Source organism: Kitasatospora sp. NPDC087861, assembly GCF_044742585.1.
Taxonomy (GTDB): Bacteria; Actinomycetota; Actinomycetes; order Streptomycetales; family Streptomycetaceae; genus Kitasatospora.
This window is the reverse complement of record NZ_JBIUUS010000019.1, coordinates 15,771-42,480: the sequence shown is the minus strand read 5'-3', so window position 1 is coordinate 42,480 and position 26,710 is coordinate 15,771. Positions and strand designations below refer to the sequence as shown.

The following is a 26,710-nucleotide window of genomic DNA, read 5'->3' as shown; positions in this document are numbered from 1 at the left end:
CCGGAACGGGATGTTCCGGCCGCCTCGGACCCGGCGTCCCCGACTTGTTCCCCCGTGAGCCGGGGGCGCCGTCCGGTCCCTTTCCGAATCACGCTCCCCCACCGCCGATTGGGCCGCCACCCGCTCAACGACCGCTCGCACGATCGCATTTGACTCCGTGCGGCACCCTTCCGGATCAGCGCCACGCCGGTACGATTCCTCGCAGGCGCATATGCGCCCGGGGGCTTCCGACCACCGGCCCGGCTGCACGCAGGCAACCCGCCACCGAGCCCCGGGCCAAGCCGCGGGGGGCGTGAGTGACGACGGTGGACAGTTCCGACAGCAACGCGGGCGGCCCGGACCGGCTCGCCGACCGCGCGTGGCAACGTGCCATGGACGCCTACACGGCGGGCGCGTACGCCCGTGCCGAGGAGGAGTTCCGCGCGGCCGTCCGCCTGGACCCGGGCATGGCCGACGCCTGGCTCGGCCTGCACGCGCTGCGCAGCGACACCTCGGCGGCGCTGCTGGCCATGTACCGCAACCAGAAACGGTTCGGTGAGCAACGGCACCGGCACCGACGGCCGCTCAGCTCCTGGTACTGGCTGGGCTGGTGGGTGCAGCCCGTCCTGGAGGACGCCCGCGACCTCGCGTTGGCGCACGCCTCGCACTGGTTGGACGGCCGCCACCTGGCCGAGTTGGACCGGGCGCTGGAACAGTGCCCGGCGCCCAGCGAGGACCCGTCCGCCCAGTTCCTGTACGCCTGCCGGTCCTATCTGCTCAAGGACTGGGAGCAGTTGATCCGGGACACCGACCGGTTACTGGACGACCCGCTGCTGGGCATCGAGGCCGGGCTGTTCGCCGGCATGGCACGCGTCCGGCTGGACATGTGCGCCCAGGCGCAGGCGCCGCTGGCCGCCTCGCTGGCCCGCTGCCGCTCCGAGCAGCCGCAGCGCAAGGAACTGCGGTACTGGCTGGCCCGGGCGTACGAGGGGGCCGGGCGCAGTGCGGCCGCGCTGCCGCTCTACCGGGCGGTGCACCGGGCCGATCCGGTGTTCATGGACACCGCGGCGCGGCTGGCCGCGATCACGGCGGAGGACGCCCTGGCGGACGACCTGCCCGACGGCCTGTCGGACGGCTTGTCGGGCGGCCTGTCGAGCGGTCTGTCGAGCGGCGGTTCGCCGGCGGGCGGTCGGTCGGCCGGGATCGAGGACGTCGAGCCGGACGAGGCCGACCTCCAGGACGAGGCCGGGTACCCCGCGACGGGCGGGTTCGGCGACGGGGCGTCCGGGTTCACCGGCGGGCCCGGGTACGCCGAGGAGGCCGGGTTCACCGAGGGACCGGGATTCGCGGACGCGCCCGGGTACGCGGACGGGCCCGGGTTCGCCGCGGGGCCGGGCCAGGGCGTCCCCCCGGCTCCGGACCCCGCACCGCAGGCGGCCGGCGAGCGATCGGGTGCACCGGGCGGCTCCGCCGCACCGGCGCCGCTGCCCGTCCGCGCCGAGGCCCAGCCCCGTACCGTCCCCGGGCCGGCCGCCCAACCGGTCGACGACGAGCGCGAGTTGGACGCCGCGCTGGCGGAGCTCTCGCTGATGGTGGGCCTGGAGCCGGTCAAGCGCCAGGTGCGGGCGCTGTCGGCACAGCTGCGGATGTCCAGGCTTCGGGCCGCGCAGGGCCTGCCCGTCCAGCCCCCCAAACGCCACTTCGTCTTCTCCGGCCCCTCCGGCACCGGGAAGACCACCGTGGCACGGATCCTCGGACGCGTCTTCCACGCCCTCGGACTACTCTCCGGGGACCACCTGGTCGAGGCCCAACGAGCCGACCTGGTTGGCGAGTTCCTCGGCCAGACCGCGGTCAAGGCGAACGAGTTGATCGACTCCGCGCTGGACGGCGTGCTGTTCATCGACGAGGCGTACAGCCTCTCCAACTCCGGCTACACCAAGGGCGACGCCTACGGCGACGAGGCGCTCCAGGTGCTGCTGAAGCGCGCCGAGGACAACCGCGACCGCCTGGTGGTGATCCTGGCCGGCTACCCCGAGGGCATGAACCGGCTGCTCGCCACCAACCCCGGCCTCAACTCCCGCTTCACCACCCGGGTCGACTTCCCCAGCTACCGCCCGAACGAGCTGACCGCGATCGGCGCCGCGCTGGCCGGCCGGGACGGCGACGGCTGGGACGAGGACGCGGCCGAGGAGCTGGCCAGCATCTGCACCCACGTGGTCCGCGAGGGCTGGATCGACGAGCTGGGGAACGGCCGGTTCATCCGCACCCTGTACGAGAAGTCCTGCGCCTACCGGGACCTGCGGCTCTCCCTGCTGCGCGAGCCGCCGGGCCGGGAGGACCTGGCGACCCTGCGCCTGCCCGACCTCGTCCAGGCCTACGGGGAGCTGATCGACGGCCGCGGCTGAGACCGGCTCCCCTGGGCGGGTCCGGCCACTTCCGCCGGGCGCGCGAGGCCGGAGCACGCTGATCCACCGCGAATCGTCGGACACGCCCTCGCACGCTCACCCTCGGAGCAGCTTCGCCTCGCGCTCGGGGTCGAGCCCGACGTTCGGTCGGTCGGCGCGCTGCGGGGCGCCGCCGCCGATCGACTGCAGCCAGGCCCAGGTGTCCTCGACCGTCTCGGCCACCGGCCGGCAGCGCAGCCCGGCGCCGACCGCCCGGGCCACGGACGCGCCGTGCAGGAAGTCGTACAGCTCGCCGGGCGCCAGCCAGATCGGCAGCTCCGTCCACGGCTCGACGCCGGCCGCCAGGATGCGCTCGGGGTCGGTCCAGCGCAGGTCGGCGTCCGAGCCGGTGCCCCGCACACAGGCCTCCAGCAGTTCGCCCATCGTGGTGTGGCCCGCCGGGCTGACCACGTTGTACGGGCCGCCGAGCCGAGCCGCCACCGCGTCCAGGGTCCAGATCGCCAGGTCGCGGGCGTCGATGTACTGCAGCGGCAGGTCACGCGGGCCGGGGGCGAGCACCGGGCCGCCGCGGGCGATCCGGTTCAGCCACCAGGGCAGCCGGCCGATGTTCTCGTACGGGCCGAGGATCAGCCCGGCCCGGACGAGCAGGGCGCGCCCGCCGAACTCCGCCTCCAGCGCCAGCTCGGCACCGCGCTTGGCCTCCGCGTAGGGCACCTCGCCCTCGGCGTCCGGGGACGACGCGACCACCGGCGCCGACTCGTCCGCCCCGCCGACCAGCGGGTAGTCGTACACCGACCGGCTGGAGACGTACGCGTAGTGGCCGACCCGGCCGTTGAGCAGCCGGGCGCTGTCGCGCACCGCCGCCGGGGCCCAGGACCAGGTGTCCACCACCGCGTCCCACTCCCCCGTCGCCAGCGCCGCGAGCCCGCCCTCGGCGGTGCGGTCGCCCGACAGCACGGTCACGCCCTCGGGCGCGGGCTGCGTGCCGCGGTTGAGGGCCGTCACCTCCCATCCCCTGGCCAGCGCCTCCTCGGCGACGGCCCGTCCGACGAAATTCGTTCCACCCAGCAGGAGAAGCCTCATGCCGACCACCCTGCGCCCAGGGTGGCCGGCATGGGAAGAGCTGAACGCTCAGGGCGGAATCGCCCGCAGCGGACACGCCGTCAGCGGAACGGGGAACCTCAGCCGGCGGACCGGTGGTCGGGGTCGTGCATCTCGCCGACCAGCTCCTCCAGCACGTCCTCCAGCATGACCACGCCGAGCGTGCGCCCGTCCTGGTCCAGCACGGCGGCCAGGTGGCAGGTCGCGCGACGCATCGCGCCGAGCGCGTCGTCCAGCGGGAGGCTGCCGCGCAGCACCGTGATCGGGCGCCACAGCCGGGCCGGGACGGGCGCGGACGGGTCCTCCACGTCGAGGACGTCCTTGAGGTGCAGGTACCCCAGGTAGCCGTGGCCGGCCGGGTCGCCGTCGGTGACCGGGAAGCGCGAGAAGCCGGTGCGCAGGGCGAGCTCCTCGACCTCCGCGGCGGTCACCTTGGTGTCCACGGTGACCAGTTGCTCGGGCTTGAGCAGCACCTCGGTGACCGGTCGGTGGCCCAGCTCCAGGGCGTCCTCCAGGCGCTCCTGGCGGCCCTCGTCGAGCAGGCCGGCGTCCCGGGAGTCGACCAGCAGATACATCAGCTGCTCGGTGGTGAACACCGACTCGACCTCGTCCTTGGGCTCGACCCGGAAGAGCTTCAGCACACCGTTGGCGAACGCGTTCAGCACCCGGATCACCGGGGCCAGCCAGCGGGCCAGCCGGTCCAGCGGCGGGCCGAGCCAGAGCGCGGCCTTCTCCGGGCCGGCCATGGCCATGTTCTTCGGCACCATCTCGCCGATCACCATGTGCAGGAAGACCACGACGGCCAGCGAGATCCCGTACGAGAGCGGGTGCATCAGACCGGACGGGATGCCGATCGCGTGGAACGGGCCCTCCAGCAGGCTCGCGATGGTCGGCTCGGCGAGGGCGCCGAGTCCCAGCGAGCAGACGGTGATGCCGAGCTGGGCGGCGGCCAGCATCGCGGAGACGTTGGACAGCGCGTGCAGCACGGTGCGGGCGCGCTTGTGGCCGGCCTCGGCGAGCGGTTCGACCTGGCTGCGGCGCACCGAGACGACGGCGAACTCGGCGCCGACGAAGAAGGCGTTCCCGAGCAGCAGCAGGACGGCGACGGCCAGTTGGAGCGCGGTCATCGGGCGTCCTCCTGGCTCTCACCGAAGGAGGCCGGTGCGCTGGTGCGCTCGACCCGGACCTGGCTGGTGCGGTGCCGGTCGACACCCGTGACGGTGAGGCGCCAACCGGGCAGCTCGGCCTGTTCGCCGACCTCGGGCAGCTTGCCGAGCAGGTCGGAGACCAGGCCGGCCAGCGTCTCGTACGGGCCGTCCGGGGCGTTCAGGCCGATGGCCTCCAGCTGGTCGATCCGGGCGCGGCCGTCGGCCTCCCAGGCCGGCAGGCCGTTCAGCGGGGGCAGCGACAGCAGCTCGGGGCGGTCGGCGGGGTCGTGCTCGTCCTGCACCTCGCCGACGATCTCCTCGACGATGTCCTCGACCGTGACGACGCCGGCGGTGCCGCCGTACTCGTCGACCACGATGGCCATCGGCTGGAGGCGGCGCAGCTGGTCGAGCAGCCGCTCGGCGGGCAGGGTCTCGGGCACCAGCAGCGGCGGCGACGAGAGCCCGCCCACCCGGACCAGGCCGCGGCGGGCGGCCGGGACGGCGAGGGCGTCCTTGAGGGTCACGATGCCGGTGACCTCGTCCAGGCTGTCGGTGTAGACCGGGAAGCGGGACAGGCCGGTGGCCCGGGTCAGGTTGACCACGTCGGAGGCGGTGGCGTCGATCTGGAGGGCGGCCACGTCGATCCGCGGGGTCATCACGGACTCGGCGGTCAGCTCGCTCAGGCCCAGGGTGCGGACGAACAGGGTCGCCGACTCCTCGTCTATCGCGCCGGCCTTGGCCGAGTGGCGGGCCAGCGCGACCAGCTCGGCCGGGGTGCGGGCGTGTTCCAGCTCCTCCTGCGGCTCGACGCCGAAGGCGCGGACCGTCCGGTCGGCAGCCCCGTTCAGGAAGCTGATCAGCGGGCGGCAGACGAAGGAGAAGGCCATGTGCGGGGCGGCGACCGCGCGGGCCACCTGGAGCGGACGGGAGATCGCCCAGTTCTTCGGGACCAGCTCGCCGATCACCATCTGCACCACGGTGGCGAGCACCATGCCGACCACCACGGCGACGCCGCGGGCGGCCGAGGCGGGCACGCCGATACCGGTCATGACGGGGCTGAGCAGGGTGGACAGGGCCGGCTGGGCGAGCATGCCGACCACCAGCGAGGTGACGGTGATGCCGAGCTGGGCGCCGGACAGTTCGAACGAGAGGTGCCGCAGGGCACGGGCGACGCGGCCGGACTTGGCGTCGCCGGTCGCGGCGGAACGTTCCACCGCCCCGCGTTCCACGGTCACGAAGGCGAACTCGGCGGCCACGAACAGGCCGTTGGCGAGGATCAGCAGGAGGGCTGCGAGCAACAGCAGCCAGGCGGTGATCACAGTGCCGCCTGCCTTCCGCTGACAGGAAGGTGGGCGGCGCAGGTACTACCGGACGGATCGTCCATCGAGGGGGAGTGTCACTCCTCAGGTCGCTTTCGGGCAGGGCGGAAGCTTTGCCCTGCTTTTACCAGCGTAGACCATACCGGGACGATGGTAGGAGGAGTGTTCGGACCCGCCCGACCGAGGATTCCCAGGTCGGAGCGGGTCCGGACGGCCCTGGCTGGGCTCGGGCGGGCCTGGATGGGCCTGGATGGGGTGGTGGCGGCCCGGGGTTCAGGCCTGGGCGTGGTGCTCGACCAGATCACGCAGGGCGCGGGCGTCCGCGATCGCCTGGGCCTTGCCGACGCCGGACTGGATGCCGACCGCGGCGAGCGAGGTGCCGTCGGCCAGGTCGAGGGTGGCCCACGGGTCGCCCTGGCGGAAGTTGACCCGGACGATCTCGGCCCAGGAGAGCCGGCGGCTGCGGACGAAGTTGACCACCGTCACGCCCTGCGCGTCGGCGCTCACCCGGGGACGGGCCAGCATCAGGCCCACGCACGCGAACAGCACACCGCTGGCCGCCATCATGATCCGGTCGTTGAGCTGCCAGTTCTCCGGGAGCAGCACGGCCATCACGGCGAACAGCACCACCAGCAGCACGCAGACCGGCAGCAGCACGGCGCGGGTGCGGCGCGGCGCCCAGGTGACGGGGAACTCGACGGGCGGCGTGGACACGTGGGATCTCCGGTGGGGTGGTTCAGGGGAACGGTCGCTCCCGGGAAGGCTCGTTCCGGGAACGGCGGTCGTCGCGGACGGCGGTTCGGGGCGGGGCGCGGATCCGAGCGGGCGGATCCAGCAAAGGGCGGGGACGCCGACCGGCGTCCCCGCCCCATTCAACCGTTCCTTACCCGCATCGCGGCGGGCGCGGTCGCCGCCGCGCCGCTCAGAGGCGGCAGGCGTGGATGTTGGTGACCAGGATGGCCCGGGCGCCGATGCTCCACAGGTCGTCCATGATCTGCTGGGCCTCCTTGCGGAGCACCATCGAACGCACCGCCACCCAGCCCTCGGTGTGCAGCGGGGAGACGGTCGGCGACTCCAGGCCGGGGGTGAGCGCCACGGCGGCGCCGACCTTCTCGGCCCGGATGTCGTAGTCCATCAGCACGTAACGGCGGGCCACCAGCACGCCCTGGAGGCGGCGCAGGAACTGCTCCACGCGGGCGTCCTCGCCCGCGCCCTTGGGGCGGATCACCACGGCGTCCGAGATCAGGATCGGCTCGCCGAACACCTCCAGGCCGGCGTTGCGCAGGCTGGTGCCGGTCTCCACCACGTCGGCGATCACGTCGGCGACGCCCAGCTGCACCGCGGTCTCCACCGCGCCGTCCAGCTTGGTGACGGTCGCCTTCACGCCGTGGTCGGCGAGGTGCTGCTCGACCAGCCCGGTGTAGGAGGTGGCGATCCGCAGGCCCTCCAGGCCCTTGACGTCCTCGACGGCCACGCCTTCGGGGCGGGCGAAGCGGAAGGTCGACCCGGCGAAGCCGAGGGCGAGCACCTCCTCGGCGTTGGAGTGCGAGTCCAGCAGCAGGTCGCGACCGGTGATGCCGACGTCCAGGCGGCCGGAACCGACGTAGACGGCGATGTCGCGCGGGCGCAGGAAGAAGAACTCGACCTCGTTGTTCGGGTCGACGAGAACGAGCTCCTTGGGGTCCTTCCGTTGGCGGTAGCCGGCCTCATGGAGCATCTCCGCCGCGGGACCCGAGAGCGAACCCTTGTTGGGGACGGCGATGCGCAGCATGGGAGGTTGGTTCCTTACCTGTTGGGAGGGGTGTGCAGTTCGAACCGGGTGTCGGAGGTGCTTTGTCGGACCGGGTCTCTTCGGACCGGGTCTAGAGGTACTTGTAGACGTCGTCGAGCGTCAGCCCACGGGCGATCATCATCACCTGAACGTGGTACAGGAGCTGCGAGACCTCCTCGGCCGTCTGCTCGTCCGACTGGAACTCGGCGGCCATCCAGACCTCGGCGGCCTCCTCGACGACCTTCTTGCCGATCGCATGGACGCCCTGCTGGACGAGCTGCGCGGTACGGGAGGACGAGGGGTCGCCGGTGGCGGCCTTCTGCTGGAGCTCGGCGAAGAGCTCCTCGAATGTCTTCGAAGCCATGATGGACTCACCTTACGGCGTGCTGGGTCACGGGCGGTAAACGGTCCCGGACCGTGGACGGTCCGATGGACGTCCACGGTCCGGGTCCGGACGGTCCGCTCAGAGCGCGGCGCGCAGCACCGCGGCGGTCGCGACGGCGGCGGTGACGGCCTCGTGGCCCTTGTCCTCGGCGGAGCCGGGCAGGCCGGCCCGGTCGATCGCCTGCTCCTCGTTGTCGCAGGTCAGCACACCGAAGCCGACCGGGACGCCGGTGTCGACGGTGACCTGGGTGAGGCCGGCGGTGGCCGCCTGGCAGACGTAGTCGAAGTGCGGGGTGCCGCCGCGGATCACCACGCCGAGGGCGACCACCGCGTCGTAGCCGTGGTCGGCGAGTCGCTTGGCGGCGACCGGCAGTTCGAAGGTGCCGGGGACGCGCAGCACGGTCGGCTCCGCGACGCCCAGTTCCTTGAGCGCGCGGTGGGCGCCGTCCAGCAGGCCGTTCATCACCTTGTCGTGCCACTGGGCGGCGACGACGGCGACCTTGAGGTCGGCAGCGCCGTCGATGGTCAGCTCAGGGGCTCCGTGGCCACTCATGTTCGTACTTCCTGTCCGTCGTGATGGGGGCGGGCGTGTTCAGGGGCCCGTGGAGGAGGGCGGTGTGGTCAGGAGCCGAGGCCGGGCAGGTCGTGGCCCATCCGGTCGCGCTTGGTGCGCAGGTAGCGCAGGTTGTGCTCACCGGGCGCGATCTCGACCGCTTCGCGCCCCTTGACCTTGAGGCCGTGCTCGGTGAGCGCGGAGACCTTCTCCGGGTTGTTGGTGAGCAGGGTGAGCGAGCGGACGCCGAGGTCCACCAGCATCTGCGCCGCGATGCTGTAGTCCCGGGCGTCGGCCGGCAGGCCGAGGTCGAGGTTGGCGTCGACGGTGTCGCGCCCCTGCTCCTGGAGTTCGTAGGCGCGCAGCTTGTGCGCCAGGCCGATCCCCCGGCCCTCGTGGCCGCGCAGGTAGAGCACCACGCCGCGGCCGGACTCGGCGACCCGGTGCAGCGAAGCCTCCAACTGCGGGCCGCAGTCGCAGCGCAGCGAGCCGAAGACGTCGCCGGTCAGGCACTCGGAGTGGACCCGGACCAGGACGTCCTCGCCCTCGGGCAGCCGGCCGTCGGCGCCGAGACCGCCGGCCACCAGCGCGATGTGCTCGACACCGTCGATGGTGCCCTTGTAGCCGACGGCGGTGAACTCGCCGTGGACGGTGGGCAGGGCGGTGACGGCGGCCCGGTCGACGTGCAGCTCGGTGCGGCGACGGTAGGCGATCAGGTCCTCGATGGAGATGATCGCGAGGCCGTGTTCGCGGGCGAAGGCGACCAGTTCGGGCAGCCGGGCCATGGTGCCGTCGTCGTTGACCACCTCGGCGATCGCGCCGGCCGGCGGCAGTCCGGCGAGCCGGGCCAGGTCGACGGCCGCCTCGGTGTGGCCGGGGCGGACCAGCACCCCGCCCTCGACCGCGCGCAGCGGGAAGACGTGCCCGGGGCGGGTGAGGTCGCCGGGCTCGGTGCCGGGCGAGGACAGCAGCCGGACGGTGCGGGCGCGGTCGGCGGCGGAGATGCCGGTGTCGACCCCCTCGCGGGCGTCCACCGAGACGGTGTACGCGGTGCCCTTGCGGTCCTCGTTGACCTGGGTCATCGGCGGGAGCTTGAGGCGGTCCAGCTCCTCGCCGGTCATCGGGGCGCAGATCACGCCGGAGCTGTAGCGGATGGTGAAGGCCATCAGCTCGGCGGTGGCGGCGGAGGCCGCGAAGACGATGTCGCCCTCGTTCTCCCGGTCCTCGTCGTCGACCACGACCACGGCACGGCCTAGGGCGATGTCCGCGATCGCCCGCTCGACCGGGTCGAGGACGAGTTCGAGGTCGAGGGTGTGGTTCTCGGTCATACCGTGGCTCCCTGCGGGACGGTGGCGGAGTTGACGCGCGGCTCACGGGTGCTCAGCCACCACGAGCGCAGGCCGAGCAGCACCAGGACGAAGTAGAGCGAGTAGGTGAGGCCGGAGAAGGAGTAGCCGCTGTTGAAGGCGAACGGGACGCCCACCACGTCGACGGCGATCCAGGCGAACCAGAACTCCACCCAGCCGCGGGCCTGGGCGACCATCGCGGCCAGCGTGCCGACGAAGATGTAGGCGTCCGACCAGGGGCTCCAGGACAGGCTGGGGTAGGACGTGAACAGCCAGGCCAGCGCGACGGTGCCGGCCGCGGTGCCCGCAGCCAGCGCGGCCCGCTCGGGCCAGGTGGCGAACCGGACGGCGATCGTGCCGCTGTCCCGGCGGCCCCGCCGCCACTGGCTCCAGCCCCAGGCGGCGGTGACGATCACGATCAGCTGCTTGCCGATCAGACCGGGGACGTGGCCCCCGAGGTAGGCGGCGATCAGCACGACGCCCGACAGGAGTTGGACCGGCCAGCTCCAGACCGAGCGGCGCCAGCCGAGCGCGAGGGCGGACATGCCGAGCAGGTTGCCGAACATGTCGGCCCACTTCACGTGTTCACCGAGGACGGTGAACGCTTCTCCGCTGAGCCAGCTCACTTGGACTCTCCGGCGATCGTCGGGGGGAGGGCGCGGGAGTCGAGCAGCCGCTCGACGTACTTGGCGAGCACGTCCACCTCGAGGTTGACGCTCTCTCCGACGGCCTTGGCGCCGAGCGTGGTCAGCGCGAGGGTGGCGGGGATGAGGCTGACGGTGAAGCTGTCGCGCGCGGCCTCCACCACGGTGAGACTGACGCCGTCGACCGTGATCGAGCCCTTCTCCACCAGGTAGCGGGAGATGGTGTCGGGCAGCGAGAAGCGCAGCACCTCCCAGCGCAGGGCGCCGGCCGCGTCGCGCTCGCCGGGCTCGCGGCTCAGCAACGTGCCGGTGGCGTCGACGTGGCCCTGGACGAGGTGTCCGCCGAGCCGGGCGCCGAGCGCCATGGCGCGCTCCAGGTTGACCCGGGAGCCGGGCTTCAACTCGCCCAGGCTGGAACGGTGCAGCGTCTCGGCCATCACGTCGGCGCTGAACTCGCTGGTGCCAGAAGCCAGTTGGTCGGGGGTGTCGACGACGGTCAGGCAGACGCCGTTGACCGCGATGGAGTCGCCGTGCCGCGCATCCGTACAGACCACCGGGCCGCGCAGGCGGATTCGCGAGGAGTCGCCGATCTCCTCGATCGACACGACCTCGCCGAGCTCTTCGATGATGCCGGTGAACACCCGGGTTCTCCTCGCGCTTGGGGCGCGGACTCCGGGGCGGCATTAGGGAGATGACACGGACGGGCAACGGTGCGCAGGCCGACGGCACGACCCGTCGCCGGGATGCCGAGGCCGCCGGGAGATCGCTCGCCCGGCCCGGGAGACACTGCTCCCGCCGTTCACCTGGCCGTGGCCCACCGGGGGGCCACGGGTATCGCTGTTCGTCCGCCCGCGCACGCCTCCCATCCGGACTTTAACCGTCGGTCCAGGAATTTCACCTGGTCAACCGGCCGCTGGCTGCGGACGGGTCGCGGACTGTAACCGCCGGTTCGGATTTTCACCGACCCCGGAGTGCGCTGAACGTCACTGCTGTCGTGGTCATTCTGCCACGGCCCGCGCAAGTCCAGGGAGAGCCTTCCGCTGTGGGCTGTTTCACGCGGTTGCGGGGAATGCGCGGCGGGGTGACTCGGAGCCGCGGGCAGGGCTACGGCGGGGCCGCGGTGACTCAGAGCGTGGCCGGCGCGGCGATCGGCATGAAGTGGGTGACCACGGGCGGGTGTGCGAGGTAGCACAGTTCGCCCTCCGAGCAGACCGGTCGGATCCGCCACATCGGACCCGCGTACCCGCGCAGGGCCTCCTCGTCGCGCCAGCGGGTCAGCACAATCACCCGGTGCCCGTCCTCGGTCACCGAGCGCAACAGCTCGCCGCCCAGACAACCGTCGGTCTGCCCGAGCTGCGGGATCACCTGTGTGGTCAGCAGCACGCAGAACTCCTCGATGCGACCGGCCAAGACCTGTCCGGCCCAGATCCTCACGATCACGACCACCACCTCCGAGGGGGAGCCCTTGGCCCCATTATCAGGGTAAAACCGCTGGTGGGGAGGGGTAGGAGGAAGCTTTACCGACGGCTTGGGCCGCCCTGCGGCTCGGGATCCGGAAAGGGGCTCGGTTAGATTTCCGGTATGACCACCACACCGGAATCTGTCAGCCCGTCAACCATCGCTCCGGATGCGCCGGGCAGCCTGTTCGCCGCCCTCCGCGCGGGGGCGCTGACCGACCCGGACCAGCTGCGCGAGATCTACGAGCAGCCCGGCGACCACGCGCGCCGCAAGCAGGTCGACCACCTGCACGAGGTCGCGCGACGGCTGATCGCCTGTTCCTCGCTGGTGTTCGTGGCCAGCGCCGATGCCGCCGGACGCTGCGACGTCTCCCCGCGCGGCGGGCCGGCCGGGCTGGTCTCCGTCCTCGACGAGTACACCCTGGCCATCCCGGACGCCACCGGCAACAAGCGGTTGGACACCCTGCACAACGTCCTGGAGAACGGTCGGGTCGGGCTGATCTTCGTCGTCCCGGGCCGGGACACCACGCTGCGGGTCAACGGGCGGGCCTGCGTCTCCACCGACCCGGAGCTGCTGCGGCAGCTGACCGCCGTCGGCAAGCCCCCGCGCAGCGCGATCGTGGTGGCCGTCGAGGAGGTGTACGCGCACTGCCCCAAGGCCTTCCTGCGCGGTTCGGCCTGGAAGCCGGAGAACTGGCTGGCCAAGGACGCCCAGCCGACCTCCGCGGAGATCACCCTCTCGCACCTGCGGGACGACGCGCTGACCATCGAGATGATCGAGCAGAACGAGCGGGAGGCGCTGCTCTACCGCTACGAGTGACGCGGTGGTCCCGTGATGCGGTGCCCCCGTTGTCGCTGCACTCCCCGGCGACGCGACGCTCCCGCGTCGTGCTGTGCTCCCGCGTCGTACTGTGCACCCGCCTCATGCTGTGCTCCCGCGTCGTGCGACGCGATGCCGCGCGGCGGCCGGCCCGGGTGGACCGGCCGCCGCGCGTCCGGCGCGCACCCGGCGCGCATCCGGCGCGCTCAGGCGGCCTTGGGCAGGTCCACCACCGGTGCGCCGTCGGCCGCGCGCTGGACGGCCTCGACGCCCTTGTGGGCGGCCTCCTTGCTGGAGTACCCCTGGCCGGTGGCGACGATCTCGCCGTTGCCCGCCTTGAGCCGGAACCGGTACTTGCCGCCGGCGTCCTCGTAGATCTCGAACTTGCCCACCATCCGGGCCACCTCCTCATGGGACGCGCGGGGCGCCCCTGTGGTCAGCCCCCCTCCAGCACGGTGCGCCCGCCGACCGAGCGGCCGCACCCGATCGGGGGCCGGACGGGTGATGCCGGTCCGCCACGGGTTTTCGGGGTGCCGGGGCGGGTGCCGGTGGCTTGAATGGACGGATGGACTGCGTCTTCTGCGCGGTGGTGGCCGGGGCGGAGCCCGCGCACCGGGTGCTGGACGACGAGGCGGCGGTGGCGTTCCTGGACCGGCGGCCGCTGTTCCCCGGCCACGTGCTGGTCGTACCCCGCGCCCACCACCGCACGCTGGCGGACCTGCCGGCCGCCGAGGTGGGGCCGTTCTTCCTCCGGGTGCAGCGGGTGGCGGCCGCGGTGGAGCGCGGGATGGGCGCGGCGGGGAGCTTCGTGGCGGCGAACAACCGGATCAGCCAGTCGGTGCCGCATCTGCACGTCCACGTGGTGCCGCGCAATCCGAAGGACGGGCTGCGCGGGTTCTTCTGGCCGCGGGGGAGGTACCCGGACGAGGCGGGGGCCGCGGAGGTCGCGGCGCGGCTGCGGGCGGCGCTCGGGGACTGACGGACTGGCGGGGTGGTGGGGTCGCCGGGGGTTCGGGGGCGCCCAGGGGAATCGGGGGCCGAGGGGGACGAGGGGGCTGAGGGAGTCGGGGGCGTTTCGTGTACGGCCCGCCGTCGGCCACTTCCCCGCGTTTGTAAGCCAGTTTCACCAACCCTCTTGACAGGTATAGACCACTCCGCTTGAGTCGGTGTCGGCCCCGCACCGGCCCGCACCCCGGTCGGCCGTCCCCCCGCGACGCGCCCCCGCGCGGGCCCGGTTCCCCGGCCCCGCTCAGGTCCCTGTCTCGACGACGTGCGGCCCCCACCGCACAAGGGGTGATGACGTGTCATTGAAACGCCTGCTCGCGCTGCTCTCCGCCCTGATCACGGCGTTGGCGGTCGCGGTGTTCCTCCCCGCCTCCGCCAGTGCCGCCGCCTGCGGCACGCCGTGGAGCGCGGCGACCGCCTACACCGGCGGCGCGGCCGTCTCGTACAACGGGCACAACTGGACCGCCAAGTGGTGGACCCAGAACGAGGCCCCGAGCACCGGCGGCACCGGTGTCTGGGCCGACCAGGGCTCCTGCGACGGGTCCACCGGCTCCACGCCCGGCACCTGCGACTACCCCGCCTGGGTCGCCGGCCGCACCTACGCCACGGGCGACATCGTCCGGTACACCAACGGCGGCTACTACCGCGCCACCCACGACAACCCGGGCTACGACCCGGTCATCAGCACCTGGTACTGGGAGCCGTACAGCTGCGGCTCGACGCCCACGCAGCCGCCCGGCACGGGCGGATTCCCGGTCAGCCAGGCCCAGTTCGACCAGATGTTCCCGGGCCGGAACTCCTTCTACACCTACCAGGGCCTGATCGACGCGCTCAGCGCCTACCCGGGCTTCGCGACCACCGGCAGCGACACCGTCCGCAGCCAGGAGGCGGCCGCGTTCCTCGCCAACGTCAGCCACGAGACCGGCGGGCTGGTGTACGTGGTCGAGCAGAACACCGCCAACTACCCGCACTACTGCGACACCTCGCAGCCGTACGGGTGCCCGGCCGGGCAGGCCGCGTACTACGGGCGCGGGCCGATCCAGCTGAGCTGGAACTTCAACTACAAGGCCGCCGGCGACGCGCTCGGCATCGACCTGCTGAACAACCCGAACCTGGTGCAGACCGACCCGGCGGTGGCCTGGAAGACCGGCCTCTGGTACTGGAACACCCAGAACGGGCCCGGCACCATGACCGCGCACAACGCCATGGTCAACGGGTACGGCTTCGGTGAGACGATCCGCAGCATCAACGGCTCGCTGGAGTGCAACGGCAACAACACCGCGCAGATGCAGCACCGGATCAGCCTGTACCAGAGCTTCGTCCAGATCCTCGGCACCGTCCCCGGGGGCAACCTGAGCTGCTGACGGCTCTTCGCGCGATGACGCCCCTCCGGGTCTGACCCCCCGGACCGTCAGACGCCCCGCTCCGCTCGGCCGGTCGACACACGTCGGTGTCGGTACGTTGCCGAGCGTAGCGGGGCGTACTCCTGTGGGAGCAGCGGGGAGCGGGCGAAATCGTCGTTCCGGCGGACGATTTCGCAGGTCACGACGACCTAGGCTCACAGCCATGAACGAACTCGCCCGCCTTGTGCAACAGACCGCCGACCGGCTCGCCGGCCAACACGTCGGCGCGGTGGTCGCCGGGCTGGCCGGCGGCGACGTGGAGATCCGCGGCGCCGGGCGAGCCGGCCCGGGCGGCGCCGTGCCCGGGCCGCACACCCTGTTCGAAATCGGTTCCGTCACCAAGGTGTTCACCTCGCTCGTCCTCGCACGGCTGGTGCTCGCCGGCTCCGCCGGATCCACCGCCGGGCCCTCCGCCGGGCCCTCCGCCGGGCACTCCGCCGGGCACTCCGCCGGATCATCTGTCGGATCAGCCACCGGGTTCGACGCCGGGTTCGACGCCGGACCGGGCGTCGGACTCGACCAACCGCTCGCCGACGTGCTCGCGGGCATCCGGCCCGGCGGTGTCACCGTCCCGGACAGGGGCGGGCGGCCGATCACCCTGCGGCACCTCGCCACCCACACCTCGGGGCTCCCCCGCCTGCCCCGGGGGCTGCTGGCGACGGCGCTGCTCAAGCCCAACAAGCCCGATCCGTACGCCCATTGCGACACCGCGTACGTACTCGCCGGGCTCGCCCGGACGAGGCTGCGGGCCGCACCCGGGCGCAGCTTCCGCTACTCCAACCTCGGCGCCGGGCTGCTCGGCCTGGCTCTCGCCCACCGGGCCGGAACCGGCTACGAGGAGTTGGTGGCGCGTGAGGTCTGCCAACCGTTGGGGCTGGTGGACACCTGTGTGCGCGAGGGCCGGGAGCAGGCCGATCGGCTGGCGCAGGGGCACACCGCCGGCGGGCGGCCGGTCCCGCACTGGGAGCTCGCGGACATCCCCGGCATGGGCGGGCTCCGGTCGACCGCCGCCGACCTGGCGATATTCCTGCGGGCCCAGCTGGCCGCCGACCGCGAGCCGGACGCGCCGCTGGCGCCCGCGATCACGCTCACCCGGGAGACCCGGCACCGGGTCAACCCGTTCGCCTGGATGCACCTGGGGTGGCTCGCCCACCGCCTGCACACCCAGCAGGGCGGTCACCTACAGATCTGGCACAACGGCGGCACGGGCGGGTTCCGCTCCTTCGTGGCCTTCGATCCGGAGAAGCAGGTGGGGGTGGTGGTCCTGGTCAACACCCGCCGTTCCGCCGATCCGGCCGGCACGACCCTGCTGCGCACGCTGCAGAACGAGTTCGCGACGGCGAGGTGACGAGGTGCGGTGGAGGATCTTCCGACGGGGAGGGTGGACTGACGAGGAGCACACGAGGTCGGGCAGAGGGCGGGGTGAGGCCGTGGGCAGGGTGAGGTGGAGGATGGGGTAAGGCCATTTCGGGGCCAAGAGGTACCAATTGGCCCTGTTCGGGGGTCCGGCGGTCGGTCGATGCTCAGGGTCCGACAGCTGCGGTTCCGGTTGTGGTGTTCGCTCAGCGGGAGGTGACCGAGGTGGCGGTGGTGTGGCCCTTGGCCCGGGCGCGGTCGATCGCGGGTGGCGGCGGGCGGCTCGGCCGGGTGGTGCGGGTGCACCGTCGGTTCCGGCCGATGTCGTGGCGCGCCCGGACGTGGGTGGACGCCGCCGCGGCCGCCGCCGCCGCAGCGGCCTGGCCGGCGACCGGGGAGTGGTGGCCCGCGCCCGTGGTGGCGGCCGTCGCGCTCACGGCCACGAGCGGCTACGGGTGGCTGCGGCCGACGCCGGGCCTGCGGTCCGTCCACGTGCACGAGGGCGGGCTGGTGCTGGTCGGGGCGGACGGCAGCGAGCGGCCGCTGCCGTGGGATGCGGTGGAGGCCACCGAGTACTCCCCCGGCGGGCGGCGCGGGGTGGGCGAGGGCCGGATATGGCTGGTCGGCGTGGACGAGCCGCTGGCGGTGGCGCATCTACGGCGGCTGGACGGGCTCTTCCGGGAGCTCGACGAGCGGCTCTCCCCCGGGCTCCGGGGTGCACTGCACGAGGCACTGCGCACGGAGGGGGCCGTCCGGTTCGCCCGGGGGCGACTGTCCGTGACGGCCGGCGGGCTGGTGCACCGGCCGCCGCACCCGCTCGCCGCGACGGAGGCGTTCCGGTGGGCGGAGGTGCGGTCCGCGCAGGCCTCCGACCTCGGGGAACTGGAGATCCGCACGTACTCGGCCGGCCTGCCGCTCACCTTCCCGGTCCCGAACGCCGGCGCGGCGGCGGCGTTCATCGAGGAGGTCCGGGACCGGAGCCTCTGACCGGCCGGCAACCAGAGGGTTGGATTACCGAACTCACCGCTCTACAGTGGGTTCGGTTCTCCAACTGATCCCGCACGCCCTCACAGGAAAGGCGACCGCCATGCGCGACGCCGTGATCGTCGAAGCAGTCCGTACCCCCGTCGGGAAGGGCAAGCCGGGAGGGGCGCTCTCGGGTGTCCACCCGGTGGAGTTGCTCGCCCACACCCTTCAGGCGCTCATCGGGCGCAGCGGCGTCGACCCGGCCCTGGTGGACGACGTCATCGGCGGCTGTGTCGACCAGGTCTCCGAGCAGGCCATGAACACCACCCGTTACGCCTGGCTCGCCGCCGGGTTCCCGGAGTCCGTCCCGGCGACCACCGTCGACCGGCAGTGCGGCTCCTCCCAGCAGGCCGTCCACTTCGCCGCGCAGGGCGTCATCGCGGGGGCCTACGACCTGGTGGTGGCCTGCGGGATCGAGTCGATGAGCCGGGTGCCGATGTGGTCCAACGTGCCGCCGGGAGCGGACCCGTTCGGCGCCGCGGTCGCCGCCCGCTACCCGGGCGGGCTGATCCCGCAGGGCGTCAGCGCCGAGCTGATCGCCGCCAAGTGGTCGATCTCGCGCGAGGCGATGGACGAGTTCGCCACCGCCTCGCACACCAAGGCGGCGCGGGCCCACGCGGACGGCCGGTTCGAGGCCGAGCTGGCCCCGGTGCCGACGGGTGACGGCCGGCTGGTGGCGGCGGACGAGTCGGTGCGCCCGAGCACCACACCCGAGGTGCTGGCCGGCCTGCGGCCGTCCTTCGCCGATCCGGCCTTCGCCGAGCGCTTCCCGCAGATCACCTGGTCGGTGACGGCGGGCAACAGCAGTCCGATCAACGACGGCGCCTCCGCCGTGCTGATCACCAGCAGTGAGACCGCCGCCCGGCTCGGCCTGCGCCCGCTCGCGCGCTTGCACTCCTTCGCGGTCACCGGCTCCGATCCGCTGCTGATGCTCACCGGCGTGCTGCCCGCCACCGAGCAGGTCCTGCGGCGCTCCGGGCTCTCGCTCGCCGACATCGACCTGTTCGAGGTGAACGAGGCCTTCGCCAGCGTCGTCCTGGCCTGGCTCCAGGAGACCGGCGCCGATCCGGCGAAGGTCAACGTCAACGGCGGCGCGATCGCCCTCGGCCACCCGCTCGGCGCCAGCGGCACCCGGCTGATGACCACCCTGGTGCACGAGATGCGCCGACGCGGCGCCCGGTACGGGCTGCAGACCATGTGCGAGGCGGGTGGTCTGGCCAACGCGACGATCCTGGAGGCGCTCGATTAGGGCGTGTCCCACCGGGCGGGCCCCACCGGGCGTGTCCGACCGTTCCCGTCGGGCGTGCGACGCGGATCGGGTCGGAGGCTCCCTGATCCCGGCCGACCCCTAAGGGTCCGCACCCGCACGCCCCGGAAGGGATCTCTCCATCGCTGAGGGGACGTCAACTTGCCTGCCCCCGACCTACCGTCGCTCACATGAGTCGACTTCGCACCACCGCAGCCGCGGCGGCCCTGCTGCTCGCCCTGCCCCTCTCCCTCGCCGCCGCGGTGCCGGCCCTGGCCGCGCCCGCCGCTCCGGCCGGTGCCTCCGCCACCCCGACCGCCCCGAACACCGTCCACGTCGATCTCCCGCGTCCGACCGGCCCGTACGCGGTCGGGCAGGAGGTCCTGCACCTGGTGGACCAGAACCGCCCGGACCCGTGGGTCCCCTCGGCCGGTCCACGCCAGCTGATGGTGTCGATGTACTACCCGGCGAAGGCCGGGACGGGCAGCGCGGCACCGTACATGACCTCGGCGGCAGCCCGGATGCTGCTGGACGGGAAGATCGAGGGCAACACCATCCCGACCGAGGCGGTGACCGGCACCCGGACCTGGGCGAAGTCCGACGCGCGCCCGCAGGGCGGCCACTTCCCGATGGTGGTGCTGTCACCCGGCTTCACCATGCCGCGGGCCTCGCTGACCAGCCTCGCCGAGGACCTGACCAGCCACGGGTACGTCGTCGCGCTGGTCGACCACACCTACGAGAACACCGGGACGACCTTTCCCGACGGGCAGACGCTCCCGTGCGTCATGTGCAACAAGCTGACGACCCCGGAGTCCTGGGCGGGTCTGGACGAGAGCCGGGCGAAGGACGTCTCCTTCGTCATCGACCAGTTGACCGCCCGCCCCCACCCGGCCTGGCGCTACGCCCGCATGATCGACCGCGACCGGATCGGCATGGCCGGGCACTCGGCCGGCGGCGCCTCCGCCGTCCCGGCCCTGCTCACCGACGACCGGATCCGGGCCGGGGCGGACCTGGACGGCAGTATGGACGTCCTGGTCCCCGCCGCCGGCATCGGTGGCAAGCCCTTCCTGATGATCGGCCACCCGCTGCCCGGCGGCGACGAGGACATCAGTTGGTCGAAGAGCTGGCCCAACCTCGACGGCTGGAAGCGCTGGCTGACCGTCGCGGGCTCCAACCACGGCACGTTCACCGACTTCCCGCTGTTCTTCGAGAAGCTCGGCCTGCCCCAGCCTCCCGGCACCACGATGTCCGGCCAGCGGGGCATCGAGCTCACCCGCGCGTACGTGGCGGCCTTCTTCGACCTGCAGCTGAAGGGTGTGCCGCAGCCGCTCCTCGACGGGCCGACCACCGCCAACCCGGAGGTGCTCTTCCACCCCTGAGCGCCACGCCTGGGCGCCCCCTGAGAGCCCCTGGGCTCCCTTCCCCGAAGACCGCCCGCTCTCTGAACGCGGCCGCCGGCAGCCCGCCGGCGGCCGCGTCGGCGTGCGCCGCCCGTCGCTACGCGGGCACCGCCGCCGAGGCGATCGGTTCGAGCAGCCGGTGCGGGCGGACCAGGGCCCGGGAGACCGGATCGTCCCAGCGGCCGCCGGTGCGAGCGGGGTTGGGGCGCATCACGACCTCGGCCGGCGGCACGGGCCCGCCGCCGCAGTGCGGACAGGAGCCGACGACGTCCAGGTCGGCGCCGCAGACGGCGTGCGCGAACAGGTGGTGCGCGCCGCCCGCAGTCGCGTGCCGACCACCCCAGCGGCTCAACTGGTAGAGCGGCCCCCACAGTTCGAGGCCGGCCCCGGTGAGCAGGTAGCCGTGGCGCAGCGGTGCCTGCCGGTACGGCTCCTTGCGCAGCACACCGGCCGCGACCAGGGCGTTGAGGCGGGCAGTGAGGACGGCGCGGGGGATGCCGAGATGGGCGAGGAAGTCGTTGAAGCGCTGCACACCGTAGAAGGCGTCGCGGACGATCAGCAGGCTCCAGCGTTCGCCGACCACCTCCAGGGCGCGGGCCAGTGCGCAGTCCTGCTGTTCGTAGTCGGTTCCCAGCGCCATGCGGGCCAGCCTAGTCCACTCGCCCAATAGGTTCAATGAACAGACCAATGATGGTAGCGTACCGATCGAGACAAAGGTTCATTCACCAGACCTATAGGTCCGCGCCCCGGAGGGGACACCCATGCCTCCCGCACCGCCCGGCTCCTCCCCCGCCACCGCCGCCGCGCCCGCCCGGCCCGGTGCCACCCTGGCCGCCACCGCGACCGCGACCGCGCTGGTCACCGTCGCCTACACCGCCCCCACCGCCTCGCTCGCCGCCACCGCCCAGGCCGCCCATTTGGGAACCGCCGGGCGGACCTGGATCCTCACCGGCACCCTGATCGGCATCTCCGCGCTGCTGCTCACCGCGGGGAGCGCCGCCGACGACCACGGCCGCAAACGGGTCTTCACCTTCGGCGTGCTGCTGTTCGCCGCCGCCGAGGCGCTGGCCGCGCTGACCCCCGGCGGCGCCGTCTACCTGGCCGCCCGGGTGCTCCTCGGCGTCGCCTCGGCCGCCGTCCTGGCGCCCGCGCTCGGCCTGATCAGCCACGCCCACCCGCCCGGGCCGGGCCGGATCCGGGCGCTCGGGGTCTGGGGCGCCGCCGTCGGCCTCGGCATCGCGGTCGGCCCGGTGTACGGCGCGCTGGTCGAGCAGCACGCCGGTTGGCGCGCGGTCAGCGGCGGGATCGCGGTCGTCTCGGCGGCCGTGGCGGCCTACTCGGCCGCCGTCCTCACCGAGTCGCGGGCCGAGCGACCGCGCGCCCTCGACCCGTACGGGGTGCTGACGCTGGCCGCCGGGACGTCCTGCCTGATCGCCGGGCTGGCCGAGGGCCGTGGCGGCTGGGGGCGGCCGGTGGTCGTCGCCCTGCTGGTGTTCGGGGTGCTGCTGCTGGCGCTGTTCGGACTGGTCGAGGCGAAGGTCCGGGAGCCGATGCTGGACCTCGCGCTGTTCCGCAGCCCCGGCTTCGTCGCCGCCACCGGCGGGGCTCTGTTCACCGGGCTCTCGCTGGTCGGCTTCATGAGCTACCTGCCGACCCTCCTCCAGGGCGTGCTGGGCCTGTCCGGCCTGGCGGCGGGCGGGGTGCTGGCACTCTGGTCGGGACTGTCGGTGCTGTCCGCGCTGCAGGCCCGGCGACTGGCGGCGCACCTGTCGGCCACCGCACAGGTCGCCGTCGGGCTCGCGGTCTGCGGCCTGGGCCAGGCGGGCCTGTACGGGCTGACGCCGGGCTCCACCTGGCTGCGGCTCGCACCGGGGCTCGCGGTGGCGGGTATCGGCAGTGGGGTGCTCAACGCGGCGCTCGCCCGGCTGGCGGTCGGCAGCGTCCCGGCGCACCGGGCAGCCATGGGATCGGGTGCCAACAACACCTCCCGGTACATGGGTTCGGCGCTCGGCGTGGCGGTGACGGTGGCCGTCGTCGGCCCGGCCCCGCCTGGAGGCCCCGGCCGCGAGGCCGCGGCGCGCGCCCTGGCGGCGGGCGCGGACCGGGCCGTACTGGTCGCCGCCGGCCTCTGCCTGGTCGGCGCACTGCTCGCCCTGGCCGCCCGCGCCGCCGAGGCCCGGGACGCCGGCCGGGCCCGCGACGGCGGCGCCCCTGGGGCGACCCCGACCCGGGAACGGGTCGCGGCACCGTGAGACGCCACATCCGCGGGACATCGGACCGGCCGACCTCCTGTGCGCGCGGGCCCGTTGCCGGCTGTCCGCACGCCCACGTCCCTGCACGAGGGTGAGCGGATCGTCACGAGCGGCGAGTACCTCACCGTCGACGTCCCGCCCGGCCGCTACCGCGTGCGGTCCTTGCCCTGCGAGCCCGACCAGTCGGCGGACTACTACCTGAAGACCTGCTGCCGCTACGGTGAGCGGTCCGCCGGGGCCGCGTGCGAAGATGGCAGGGCTGGTTGAAACGATCTCCGGACGGTTCTCTGGCCATGGTGAACGACAACGAGCAGCACCGGGGCGAGCCGCAGCAGGACGCCCTGCTGATGATGCCGATCGCGACGGCGCTGGTCGAGGCCGACGGGCGGATCCTGCACTGGAGCAGCGACGCGGAGGCGCTGCTCGGCTACTCCCCGGAACAGGCCGTCGGCGCCAAGGCCGCCAAGCTGGTGGTCGCCGACGAGCACCGGCCCGCGGTGCTGGAGCTGTTCCAGCAGATCCTGAGCGGCCGGGCCTGGTCCGGTGTGTTTCCGGTCCGGCACCGGGACGGACACCTGGTGAACCTGGAGTTCCGCACCTACCCGATCACCGGGCCCGACGGCCGCCTGCTGGTGCTGGCCGTCGCCTCCGAGGTGACCACGCTGCGGCGGATCCAGGCGGATCTGGCCGTGCTCGACGGCTTCTTCAACCAGTCCCCGGTCGGCATGGGCGTGTTCGACACCCAGCTGCGCTTCGTCCGGCTGAACGAGGCGCTGGCCCGGGCAAACGGCCTGCCCGCCGGGGAGCACCTGGGCCACCGGCTCACCGAGGTACTCCCCGGAATCAACGGCGCCGAGGCCGAGGCGGTGATGCGGCGGGTGCTGGAGAACGGCAGGCCGGTCGTGGACACCCGCTCGCACGGCCGTACCCCGGGTGACCTGCGGCACGACCACGCGTGGTCCGCCTCGTACTTCCGGCTGGAGGAGCCCGGTGGGCGGGTGCTCGGCGTCAGTACCACCGTCATCGACATCACCGAGCGGTTCCGCGCCGACGCCCGGGCGGCGCGGGCCCAGGAGCGGCTGGCCCTGCTGGTCGACGCGACCGCCTCCATCGGCACCACGCTCGACCTGCGGCAGACCGCCCGGGAGCTGGCCGAGGCGATGGTGCCCAGGGTGGCCGACATCAGCGGGGTGTTCGCCCTGGAGGCGCTGGTCGCCGGGCGGCACGTCGACCCGCCCGACCCTGCCACGCCGCAGCTGGTCCGCCGACTGGCCCTGTCCAGCACCGACCCGCTGTACCCGGCCGAGATGCTGCCCGTGGACTCGCTGTACGAGCTGCCGCCGGACTCCCCGTACACCCGGGCGCTGGCCACCGGGCGGACGGTGGTGGTGCCGTCCTGGGAGCTTCCGCTACTCAGCGACAGCATCACCGAGCGCCGCCTCCAGGCCTACCGCGGCGAACGGCCGCGCTCGGTGCGGATCACCCCGCTGCGGGCGCGTGGCACCACGCTCGGCATGGTGGTGTACTCGCGGCGCGGCGATCGGGAGTCCTTCGCGGAGGCCGACATCACCCTCGGCGACGAGCTGGCCTCGCGGGCCGCCGTCGCGATCGACAACGCCCGGCTGTACCTGCGCCAGCACCAGACCGTGCTGGCCCGGCAGCAGGCGCTGCGCGAGGCGAAGGCCGCCCAGGAGCGGCTGGCGCTGGTCAACGCGGCGTCCGCCCGGATCGGCACCACTCTCGATCTCGCCCAGACCGCAAAGGAGTTGGCCGAGGTGGCGACACCCCGGTTGGCCGACGCCGTGGTGGTGGAGGTGCTGGAGGACCTCGTCCGCGGCGAGCGCGAGGCCCGCGCCCCGGAGGACGGCTCGGCGCTGCTGCGACGGATGGCCTTCCACGCGGCGCCGGGCTCCACCCTGCGGCCGATCGCCCGCACCGGCGGGGTGCACCGCTTCCTGACCGGCTCGCCGTACGCGTGGTGCCTGGCGCACCGCAAGCCGGTGCTGGTGCCGCGGATGGACGCGGAGGGGATGGCCTGGTTCGCCAACGACCCGATGCGCGCCGCGGCGATACGGGATCAGAACGTGCGCTCCATCCTGGTCGTGCCGCTGATCGCGCGCGGTTCCGCGGTCGGCGTCGCCGGCTTCTACCGCACCGTGATGGACCGCCCCTACGAGGACGACGACGTGGCGCTGGCCGGGGAGTTGGCGGTGCGAGCCGCCGTGTCGATCGACAACGCGCTGCTGTTCACCCGCGAGCGCGACGCGGCCGCCGCCCGGAAGCAGGCGCTGGACGAGGCCAGGGCCGCGCAGCAGCGGCTGTCGCTGCTCAACGAGGCCAGCACCCGGATCGGCACCACCCTCGATCTGCACCGCACCGCCCGGGAGTTGGTGGAGATGGTGATCCCGCGCTTCGCCGACTTCGTCACCGTCGACCTGCGCGACGCGGTGCTCGGCGGCGAGGAGCCCGACGCCGTCCCGGAGAACGGTCCGGTGCTGATGCGGGCGGTGGCCGTCGGCGGGTACGCCCCGGACGGCACCATGACCGAGGCCTCCGACCAGATCGGCGAGACCTCGCAGTCCGCCCAGCTGTACGCGCAGAGCCTGCGCAGCCGGCGCTCGATCCTGGTCTCCGAGGTGACCGAGGAGGAGCTGCGCCGGATCGTCGCCTCGCCCGACCGGGTCGAACCGGGGCTGGCCGCCGGCCTCCACTCGTACCTGATGGTGCCGCTGGTGGCACGCGGACTCGTGCTCGGCGGCGCCGAGTTCGTCCGCACCCACAACCCCGAGCCGTTCGACCAGGCGGACCGTTCGCTGGCCGAGGAGCTCGCCGCGCGCACCGCCCTCGCGATCGACAACGGCCGGCTCTACCGACGCGAGCGGGACACCGCGCTCACCCTCCAACGCAGCCTGCTGCCACAGGAGATCCACCGCACCCTCGGCCTGGAGATCGCCTACCGCTACCTGCCCAGCAGCGTGGTCAGCGAGGTCGGCGGCGACTGGTTCGACGTCGTCCCGCTGTCCTCCGGCCGGGTCGCCCTGATCGTCGGCGACGTGATGGGCCACGGCATCCGGGCCGCCGCCACCATGGGCCAACTCCGCACCGTCGCCCGCACGTTGATCACCCTCGACCTGGACCCGAACCGCGTCCTGCACCGGCTGGACGAGGCCACCGCCGCACTCGGCGAGGGCCAGTTCGCCACCTGCGTCTGCGTGGTGTACGACCCGGTGGACCGCCACTGCATCGCCGCCTGCGCAGGCCACCTGCCGCCCGTCGTCGCCGACCAGCAGGGGCGGGCGCACCTGGTCGAACTCCCGCCCGGCGTGCCGCTCGGAGTCGGCGGAGTCCCGTTCGAGAACGTGGAGTTCACCCTCCCCGAGGAGGCCATCCTGGCCCTTTACACCGACGGACTGGTCGAGCGCCGGGGCCGCGACATCGACGCGGGCCTGGAGCTGCTCTGCCGGACGATCGCCGACCGCCGCCGCTCACTGGAGCAGACCTGCGACGCCGTACTGACCGAACTCACCGGACGCACCAGCGAGGACGACATCGCCATCATCATGGCGCAGGTCCGGCCGGCCGACGCGGACCGGATCGCCAGCCTGCCGCTCACCGGCGACCACTCGATGGTCGCCCACTCGCGCCGCTTCACCCGCGAGACGCTGTCCGCCTGGGGCCTCGAACCGCTCATCGACTGGGCCGAGCTGCTCACCAGCGAGCTGATCACCAACGCCCTGGTGCACGCCGGATCCCCCACCCAGCTGCGGCTGTTCTGCAACCGGACGCTCACCGTCGAGGTCGCCGACCAGGAGAGCGAGGCGCCCCGGATCCGCCGCGCCCGCGCCGACGACGAGGGCGGGCGCGGCATCCACCTCGTCAACGAGCTCGCACACCGCTGGGGCAGCCGCCGCACCAAGGACGGCAAGGTGGTCTGGTTCGAGCTGGAACTGCCCCCGGGCAGCTCGGCCGATTAGCGCGGCCTGCGACCTGCTACCTGCTACCTGCTACCTGCTACCTGCTACCTGCTACCTGCTACCTGCTACCTGCTACCAAGCATCCCGACCTGCGATCACAACGGCTGGTTGTCGCTCGCGC

23 protein-coding genes and 1 riboswitch are annotated in these 26,710 nt (G+C 73.1%); of the genes, 10 read left to right on the top strand and 13 right to left on the bottom strand.

Annotated features, from left to right (window positions below):
• The first annotated feature begins 371 nt into the window (after positions 1–371).
• Complete coding sequence (locus ACIOJE_RS25520; RefSeq protein WP_280685111.1) at positions 372–2,384, top strand: AAA family ATPase; 2,013 nt, start codon at positions 372–374, stop codon at positions 2,382–2,384.
• Between the two features lie 96 nt (positions 2,385–2,480).
• Here ACIOJE_RS25520 and ACIOJE_RS25515 read toward each other — a convergent pair whose 3' ends face one another.
• The 11 genes from ACIOJE_RS25515 to ACIOJE_RS25465 form a co-directional block, all read right to left on the bottom strand.
• On the bottom strand, positions 2,481–3,467 hold the full coding sequence (locus ACIOJE_RS25515) for an NAD-dependent epimerase/dehydratase family protein (protein WP_280685081.1): 987 nt from the start codon (positions 3,465–3,467) through the stop codon (positions 2,481–2,483).
• A gap of 98 nt (positions 3,468–3,565) precedes the next feature.
• A complete protein-coding gene (locus ACIOJE_RS25510) occupies positions 3,566–4,612 on the bottom strand; it encodes a hemolysin family protein (RefSeq protein WP_280685082.1) in 1,047 nt (348 codons plus the stop codon).
• The gene (locus ACIOJE_RS25505; RefSeq protein ID WP_400779082.1) at positions 4,609–5,952 is read right to left on the bottom strand and encodes a hemolysin family protein; all 1,344 of its coding nucleotides are present in this window, start codon (positions 5,950–5,952) and stop codon (positions 4,609–4,611) included. Before ACIOJE_RS25505 ends, ACIOJE_RS25510 begins: the two co-directional genes overlap by 4 nt.
• Before the next feature lie 273 nt (positions 5,953–6,225).
• Positions 6,226–6,666, bottom strand: coding sequence for a PH domain-containing protein (locus ACIOJE_RS25500; protein ID WP_280685084.1), 441 nt, complete (start codon positions 6,664–6,666; stop codon positions 6,226–6,228).
• Between the two features lie 208 nt (positions 6,667–6,874).
• A complete protein-coding gene (hisG, locus tag ACIOJE_RS25495; RefSeq protein WP_280685085.1) occupies positions 6,875–7,723 on the bottom strand; it encodes an ATP phosphoribosyltransferase in 849 nt (282 codons plus the stop codon).
• Positions 7,724–7,814: 91 nt separating this feature from the next.
• Entirely contained in the window at positions 7,815–8,087 is a 273-nt protein-coding gene (locus ACIOJE_RS25490) for a phosphoribosyl-ATP diphosphatase (RefSeq protein ID WP_280685086.1), read from the bottom strand.
• Between the two features lie 99 nt (positions 8,088–8,186).
• Complete coding sequence (gene ribH / locus ACIOJE_RS25485) at positions 8,187–8,660, bottom strand: 6,7-dimethyl-8-ribityllumazine synthase (protein ID WP_280685087.1); 474 nt, start codon at positions 8,658–8,660, stop codon at positions 8,187–8,189.
• Positions 8,661–8,728: 68 nt separating this feature from the next.
• Positions 8,729–9,988 (bottom strand): bifunctional 3,4-dihydroxy-2-butanone-4-phosphate synthase/GTP cyclohydrolase II, encoded by a 1,260-nt coding sequence (locus tag ACIOJE_RS25480; RefSeq protein WP_280685088.1) that lies wholly within the window; start codon positions 9,986–9,988, stop codon positions 8,729–8,731.
• Positions 9,985–10,632, bottom strand: a complete 648-nt coding sequence (locus ACIOJE_RS25475; protein WP_280685089.1) for a nicotinamide mononucleotide transporter family protein — start codon at positions 10,630–10,632, stop codon at positions 9,985–9,987. The genes ACIOJE_RS25480 and ACIOJE_RS25475 overlap by 4 nt, the downstream gene beginning before the upstream one ends.
• On the bottom strand, positions 10,629–11,291 hold the full coding sequence (locus ACIOJE_RS25470) for a riboflavin synthase (RefSeq protein WP_400779078.1): 663 nt from the start codon (positions 11,289–11,291) through the stop codon (positions 10,629–10,631). Before ACIOJE_RS25470 ends, ACIOJE_RS25475 begins: the two co-directional genes overlap by 4 nt.
• Before the next feature lie 209 nt (positions 11,292–11,500).
• Positions 11,501–11,628, bottom strand: a riboswitch (FMN riboswitch).
• Between the two features lie 147 nt (positions 11,629–11,775).
• Complete coding sequence (locus ACIOJE_RS25465) at positions 11,776–12,090, bottom strand: antibiotic biosynthesis monooxygenase (protein ID WP_280685091.1); 315 nt, start codon at positions 12,088–12,090, stop codon at positions 11,776–11,778.
• A 141-nt stretch (positions 12,091–12,231) separates the two neighbouring features.
• On the opposite strand from ACIOJE_RS25465, the gene ACIOJE_RS25460 reads away from it, so the two are divergent.
• On the top strand, positions 12,232–12,927 hold the full coding sequence (locus ACIOJE_RS25460) for an MSMEG_1061 family FMN-dependent PPOX-type flavoprotein (RefSeq protein WP_400779076.1): 696 nt from the start codon (positions 12,232–12,234) through the stop codon (positions 12,925–12,927).
• A 206-nt stretch (positions 12,928–13,133) separates the two neighbouring features.
• Here ACIOJE_RS25460 and ACIOJE_RS25455 read toward each other — a convergent pair whose 3' ends face one another.
• Positions 13,134–13,322: a DUF1508 domain-containing protein gene (locus ACIOJE_RS25455; RefSeq protein ID WP_280685093.1), complete on the bottom strand. Its 189-nt coding sequence runs from the start codon at positions 13,320–13,322 to the stop codon at positions 13,134–13,136.
• Between the two features lie 170 nt (positions 13,323–13,492).
• Here ACIOJE_RS25455 and ACIOJE_RS25450 point away from each other — a divergent pair, with 170 nt between their 5' ends.
• From ACIOJE_RS25450 to ACIOJE_RS25425, 6 genes are all read left to right on the top strand, one after another.
• Positions 13,493–13,906, top strand: coding sequence for an HIT family protein (locus ACIOJE_RS25450; RefSeq protein ID WP_280685094.1), 414 nt, complete (start codon positions 13,493–13,495; stop codon positions 13,904–13,906).
• A 328-nt stretch (positions 13,907–14,234) separates the two neighbouring features.
• Complete coding sequence (locus tag ACIOJE_RS25445; protein WP_400779248.1) at positions 14,235–15,296, top strand: glycoside hydrolase family 19 protein; 1,062 nt, start codon at positions 14,235–14,237, stop codon at positions 15,294–15,296.
• A gap of 202 nt (positions 15,297–15,498) precedes the next feature.
• Positions 15,499–16,683: a serine hydrolase domain-containing protein gene (locus tag ACIOJE_RS25440; RefSeq protein ID WP_400779073.1), complete on the top strand. Its 1,185-nt coding sequence runs from the start codon at positions 15,499–15,501 to the stop codon at positions 16,681–16,683.
• Between the two features lie 203 nt (positions 16,684–16,886).
• On the top strand, positions 16,887–17,678 hold the full coding sequence (locus tag ACIOJE_RS25435; RefSeq protein WP_400779071.1) for a hypothetical protein: 792 nt from the start codon (positions 16,887–16,889) through the stop codon (positions 17,676–17,678).
• A gap of 100 nt (positions 17,679–17,778) precedes the next feature.
• Positions 17,779–18,966, top strand: coding sequence for a thiolase family protein (locus tag ACIOJE_RS25430; protein ID WP_400779069.1), 1,188 nt, complete (start codon positions 17,779–17,781; stop codon positions 18,964–18,966).
• Between the two features lie 188 nt (positions 18,967–19,154).
• Entirely contained in the window at positions 19,155–20,342 is a 1,188-nt protein-coding gene (locus tag ACIOJE_RS25425; RefSeq protein ID WP_280685099.1) for an alpha/beta hydrolase, read from the top strand.
• A gap of 118 nt (positions 20,343–20,460) precedes the next feature.
• Here the strand turns inward: ACIOJE_RS25425 and ACIOJE_RS25420 are convergent, their stop codons facing one another.
• Complete coding sequence (locus ACIOJE_RS25420; protein WP_400779067.1) at positions 20,461–21,003, bottom strand: winged helix-turn-helix transcriptional regulator; 543 nt, start codon at positions 21,001–21,003, stop codon at positions 20,461–20,463.
• A gap of 121 nt (positions 21,004–21,124) precedes the next feature.
• Here ACIOJE_RS25420 and ACIOJE_RS25415 point away from each other — a divergent pair, with 121 nt between their 5' ends.
• Together ACIOJE_RS25415 and ACIOJE_RS25410 are read left to right on the top strand one after the other, a co-directional pair.
• Positions 21,125–22,615 carry an MFS transporter gene (locus ACIOJE_RS25415; protein WP_400779065.1) on the top strand — a complete coding sequence of 497 codons (1,491 nt, stop codon included), beginning with the start codon at positions 21,125–21,127 and terminating at the stop codon, positions 22,613–22,615.
• A gap of 293 nt (positions 22,616–22,908) precedes the next feature.
• Positions 22,909–26,589: a SpoIIE family protein phosphatase gene (locus tag ACIOJE_RS25410; protein WP_280685102.1), complete on the top strand. Its 3,681-nt coding sequence runs from the start codon at positions 22,909–22,911 to the stop codon at positions 26,587–26,589.
• The last annotated feature ends 121 nt before the right edge of the window (positions 26,590–26,710 follow it).

What these genes read in the sequence shown, in the direction of transcription:
- ACIOJE_RS25520 (WP_280685111.1), top strand. Translation starts at nt 372, where the DNA reads ATGGACGCCTACACGGCGGGCGCGTACGCCCGTGCCGAGGAGGAGTTC.
- ACIOJE_RS25515 (WP_280685081.1), bottom strand. Translation starts at nt 3,467, where the DNA reads ATGAGGCTTCTCCTGCTGGGTGGAACGAATTTCGTCGGACGGGCCGTC.
- ACIOJE_RS25510 (WP_280685082.1), bottom strand. Translation starts at nt 4,612, where the DNA reads ATGACCGCGCTCCAACTGGCCGTCGCCGTCCTGCTGCTGCTCGGGAAC.
- hisG (WP_280685085.1), bottom strand. Translation starts at nt 7,723, where the DNA reads ATGCTGCGCATCGCCGTCCCCAACAAGGGTTCGCTCTCGGGTCCCGCG.
- ACIOJE_RS25490 (WP_280685086.1), bottom strand. Translation starts at nt 8,087, where the DNA reads ATGGCTTCGAAGACATTCGAGGAGCTCTTCGCCGAGCTCCAGCAGAAG.
- ribH (WP_280685087.1), bottom strand. Translation starts at nt 8,660, where the DNA reads ATGAGTGGCCACGGAGCCCCTGAGCTGACCATCGACGGCGCTGCCGAC.
- ACIOJE_RS25480 (WP_280685088.1), bottom strand. Translation starts at nt 9,988, where the DNA reads ATGACCGAGAACCACACCCTCGACCTCGAACTCGTCCTCGACCCGGTC.
- ACIOJE_RS25460 (WP_400779076.1), top strand. Translation starts at nt 12,232, where the DNA reads ATGACCACCACACCGGAATCTGTCAGCCCGTCAACCATCGCTCCGGAT.
- ACIOJE_RS25455 (WP_280685093.1), bottom strand. Translation starts at nt 13,322, where the DNA reads ATGGTGGGCAAGTTCGAGATCTACGAGGACGCCGGCGGCAAGTACCGG.
- ACIOJE_RS25450 (WP_280685094.1), top strand. Translation starts at nt 13,493, where the DNA reads ATGGACTGCGTCTTCTGCGCGGTGGTGGCCGGGGCGGAGCCCGCGCAC.
- ACIOJE_RS25440 (WP_400779073.1), top strand. Translation starts at nt 15,499, where the DNA reads ATGAACGAACTCGCCCGCCTTGTGCAACAGACCGCCGACCGGCTCGCC.
- ACIOJE_RS25430 (WP_400779069.1), top strand. Translation starts at nt 17,779, where the DNA reads ATGCGCGACGCCGTGATCGTCGAAGCAGTCCGTACCCCCGTCGGGAAG.
- ACIOJE_RS25425 (WP_280685099.1), top strand. Translation starts at nt 19,155, where the DNA reads ATGAGTCGACTTCGCACCACCGCAGCCGCGGCGGCCCTGCTGCTCGCC.
- ACIOJE_RS25420 (WP_400779067.1), bottom strand. Translation starts at nt 21,003, where the DNA reads ATGGCGCTGGGAACCGACTACGAACAGCAGGACTGCGCACTGGCCCGC.
- ACIOJE_RS25415 (WP_400779065.1), top strand. Translation starts at nt 21,125, where the DNA reads ATGCCTCCCGCACCGCCCGGCTCCTCCCCCGCCACCGCCGCCGCGCCC.
- ACIOJE_RS25410 (WP_280685102.1), top strand. Translation starts at nt 22,909, where the DNA reads ATGGTGAACGACAACGAGCAGCACCGGGGCGAGCCGCAGCAGGACGCC.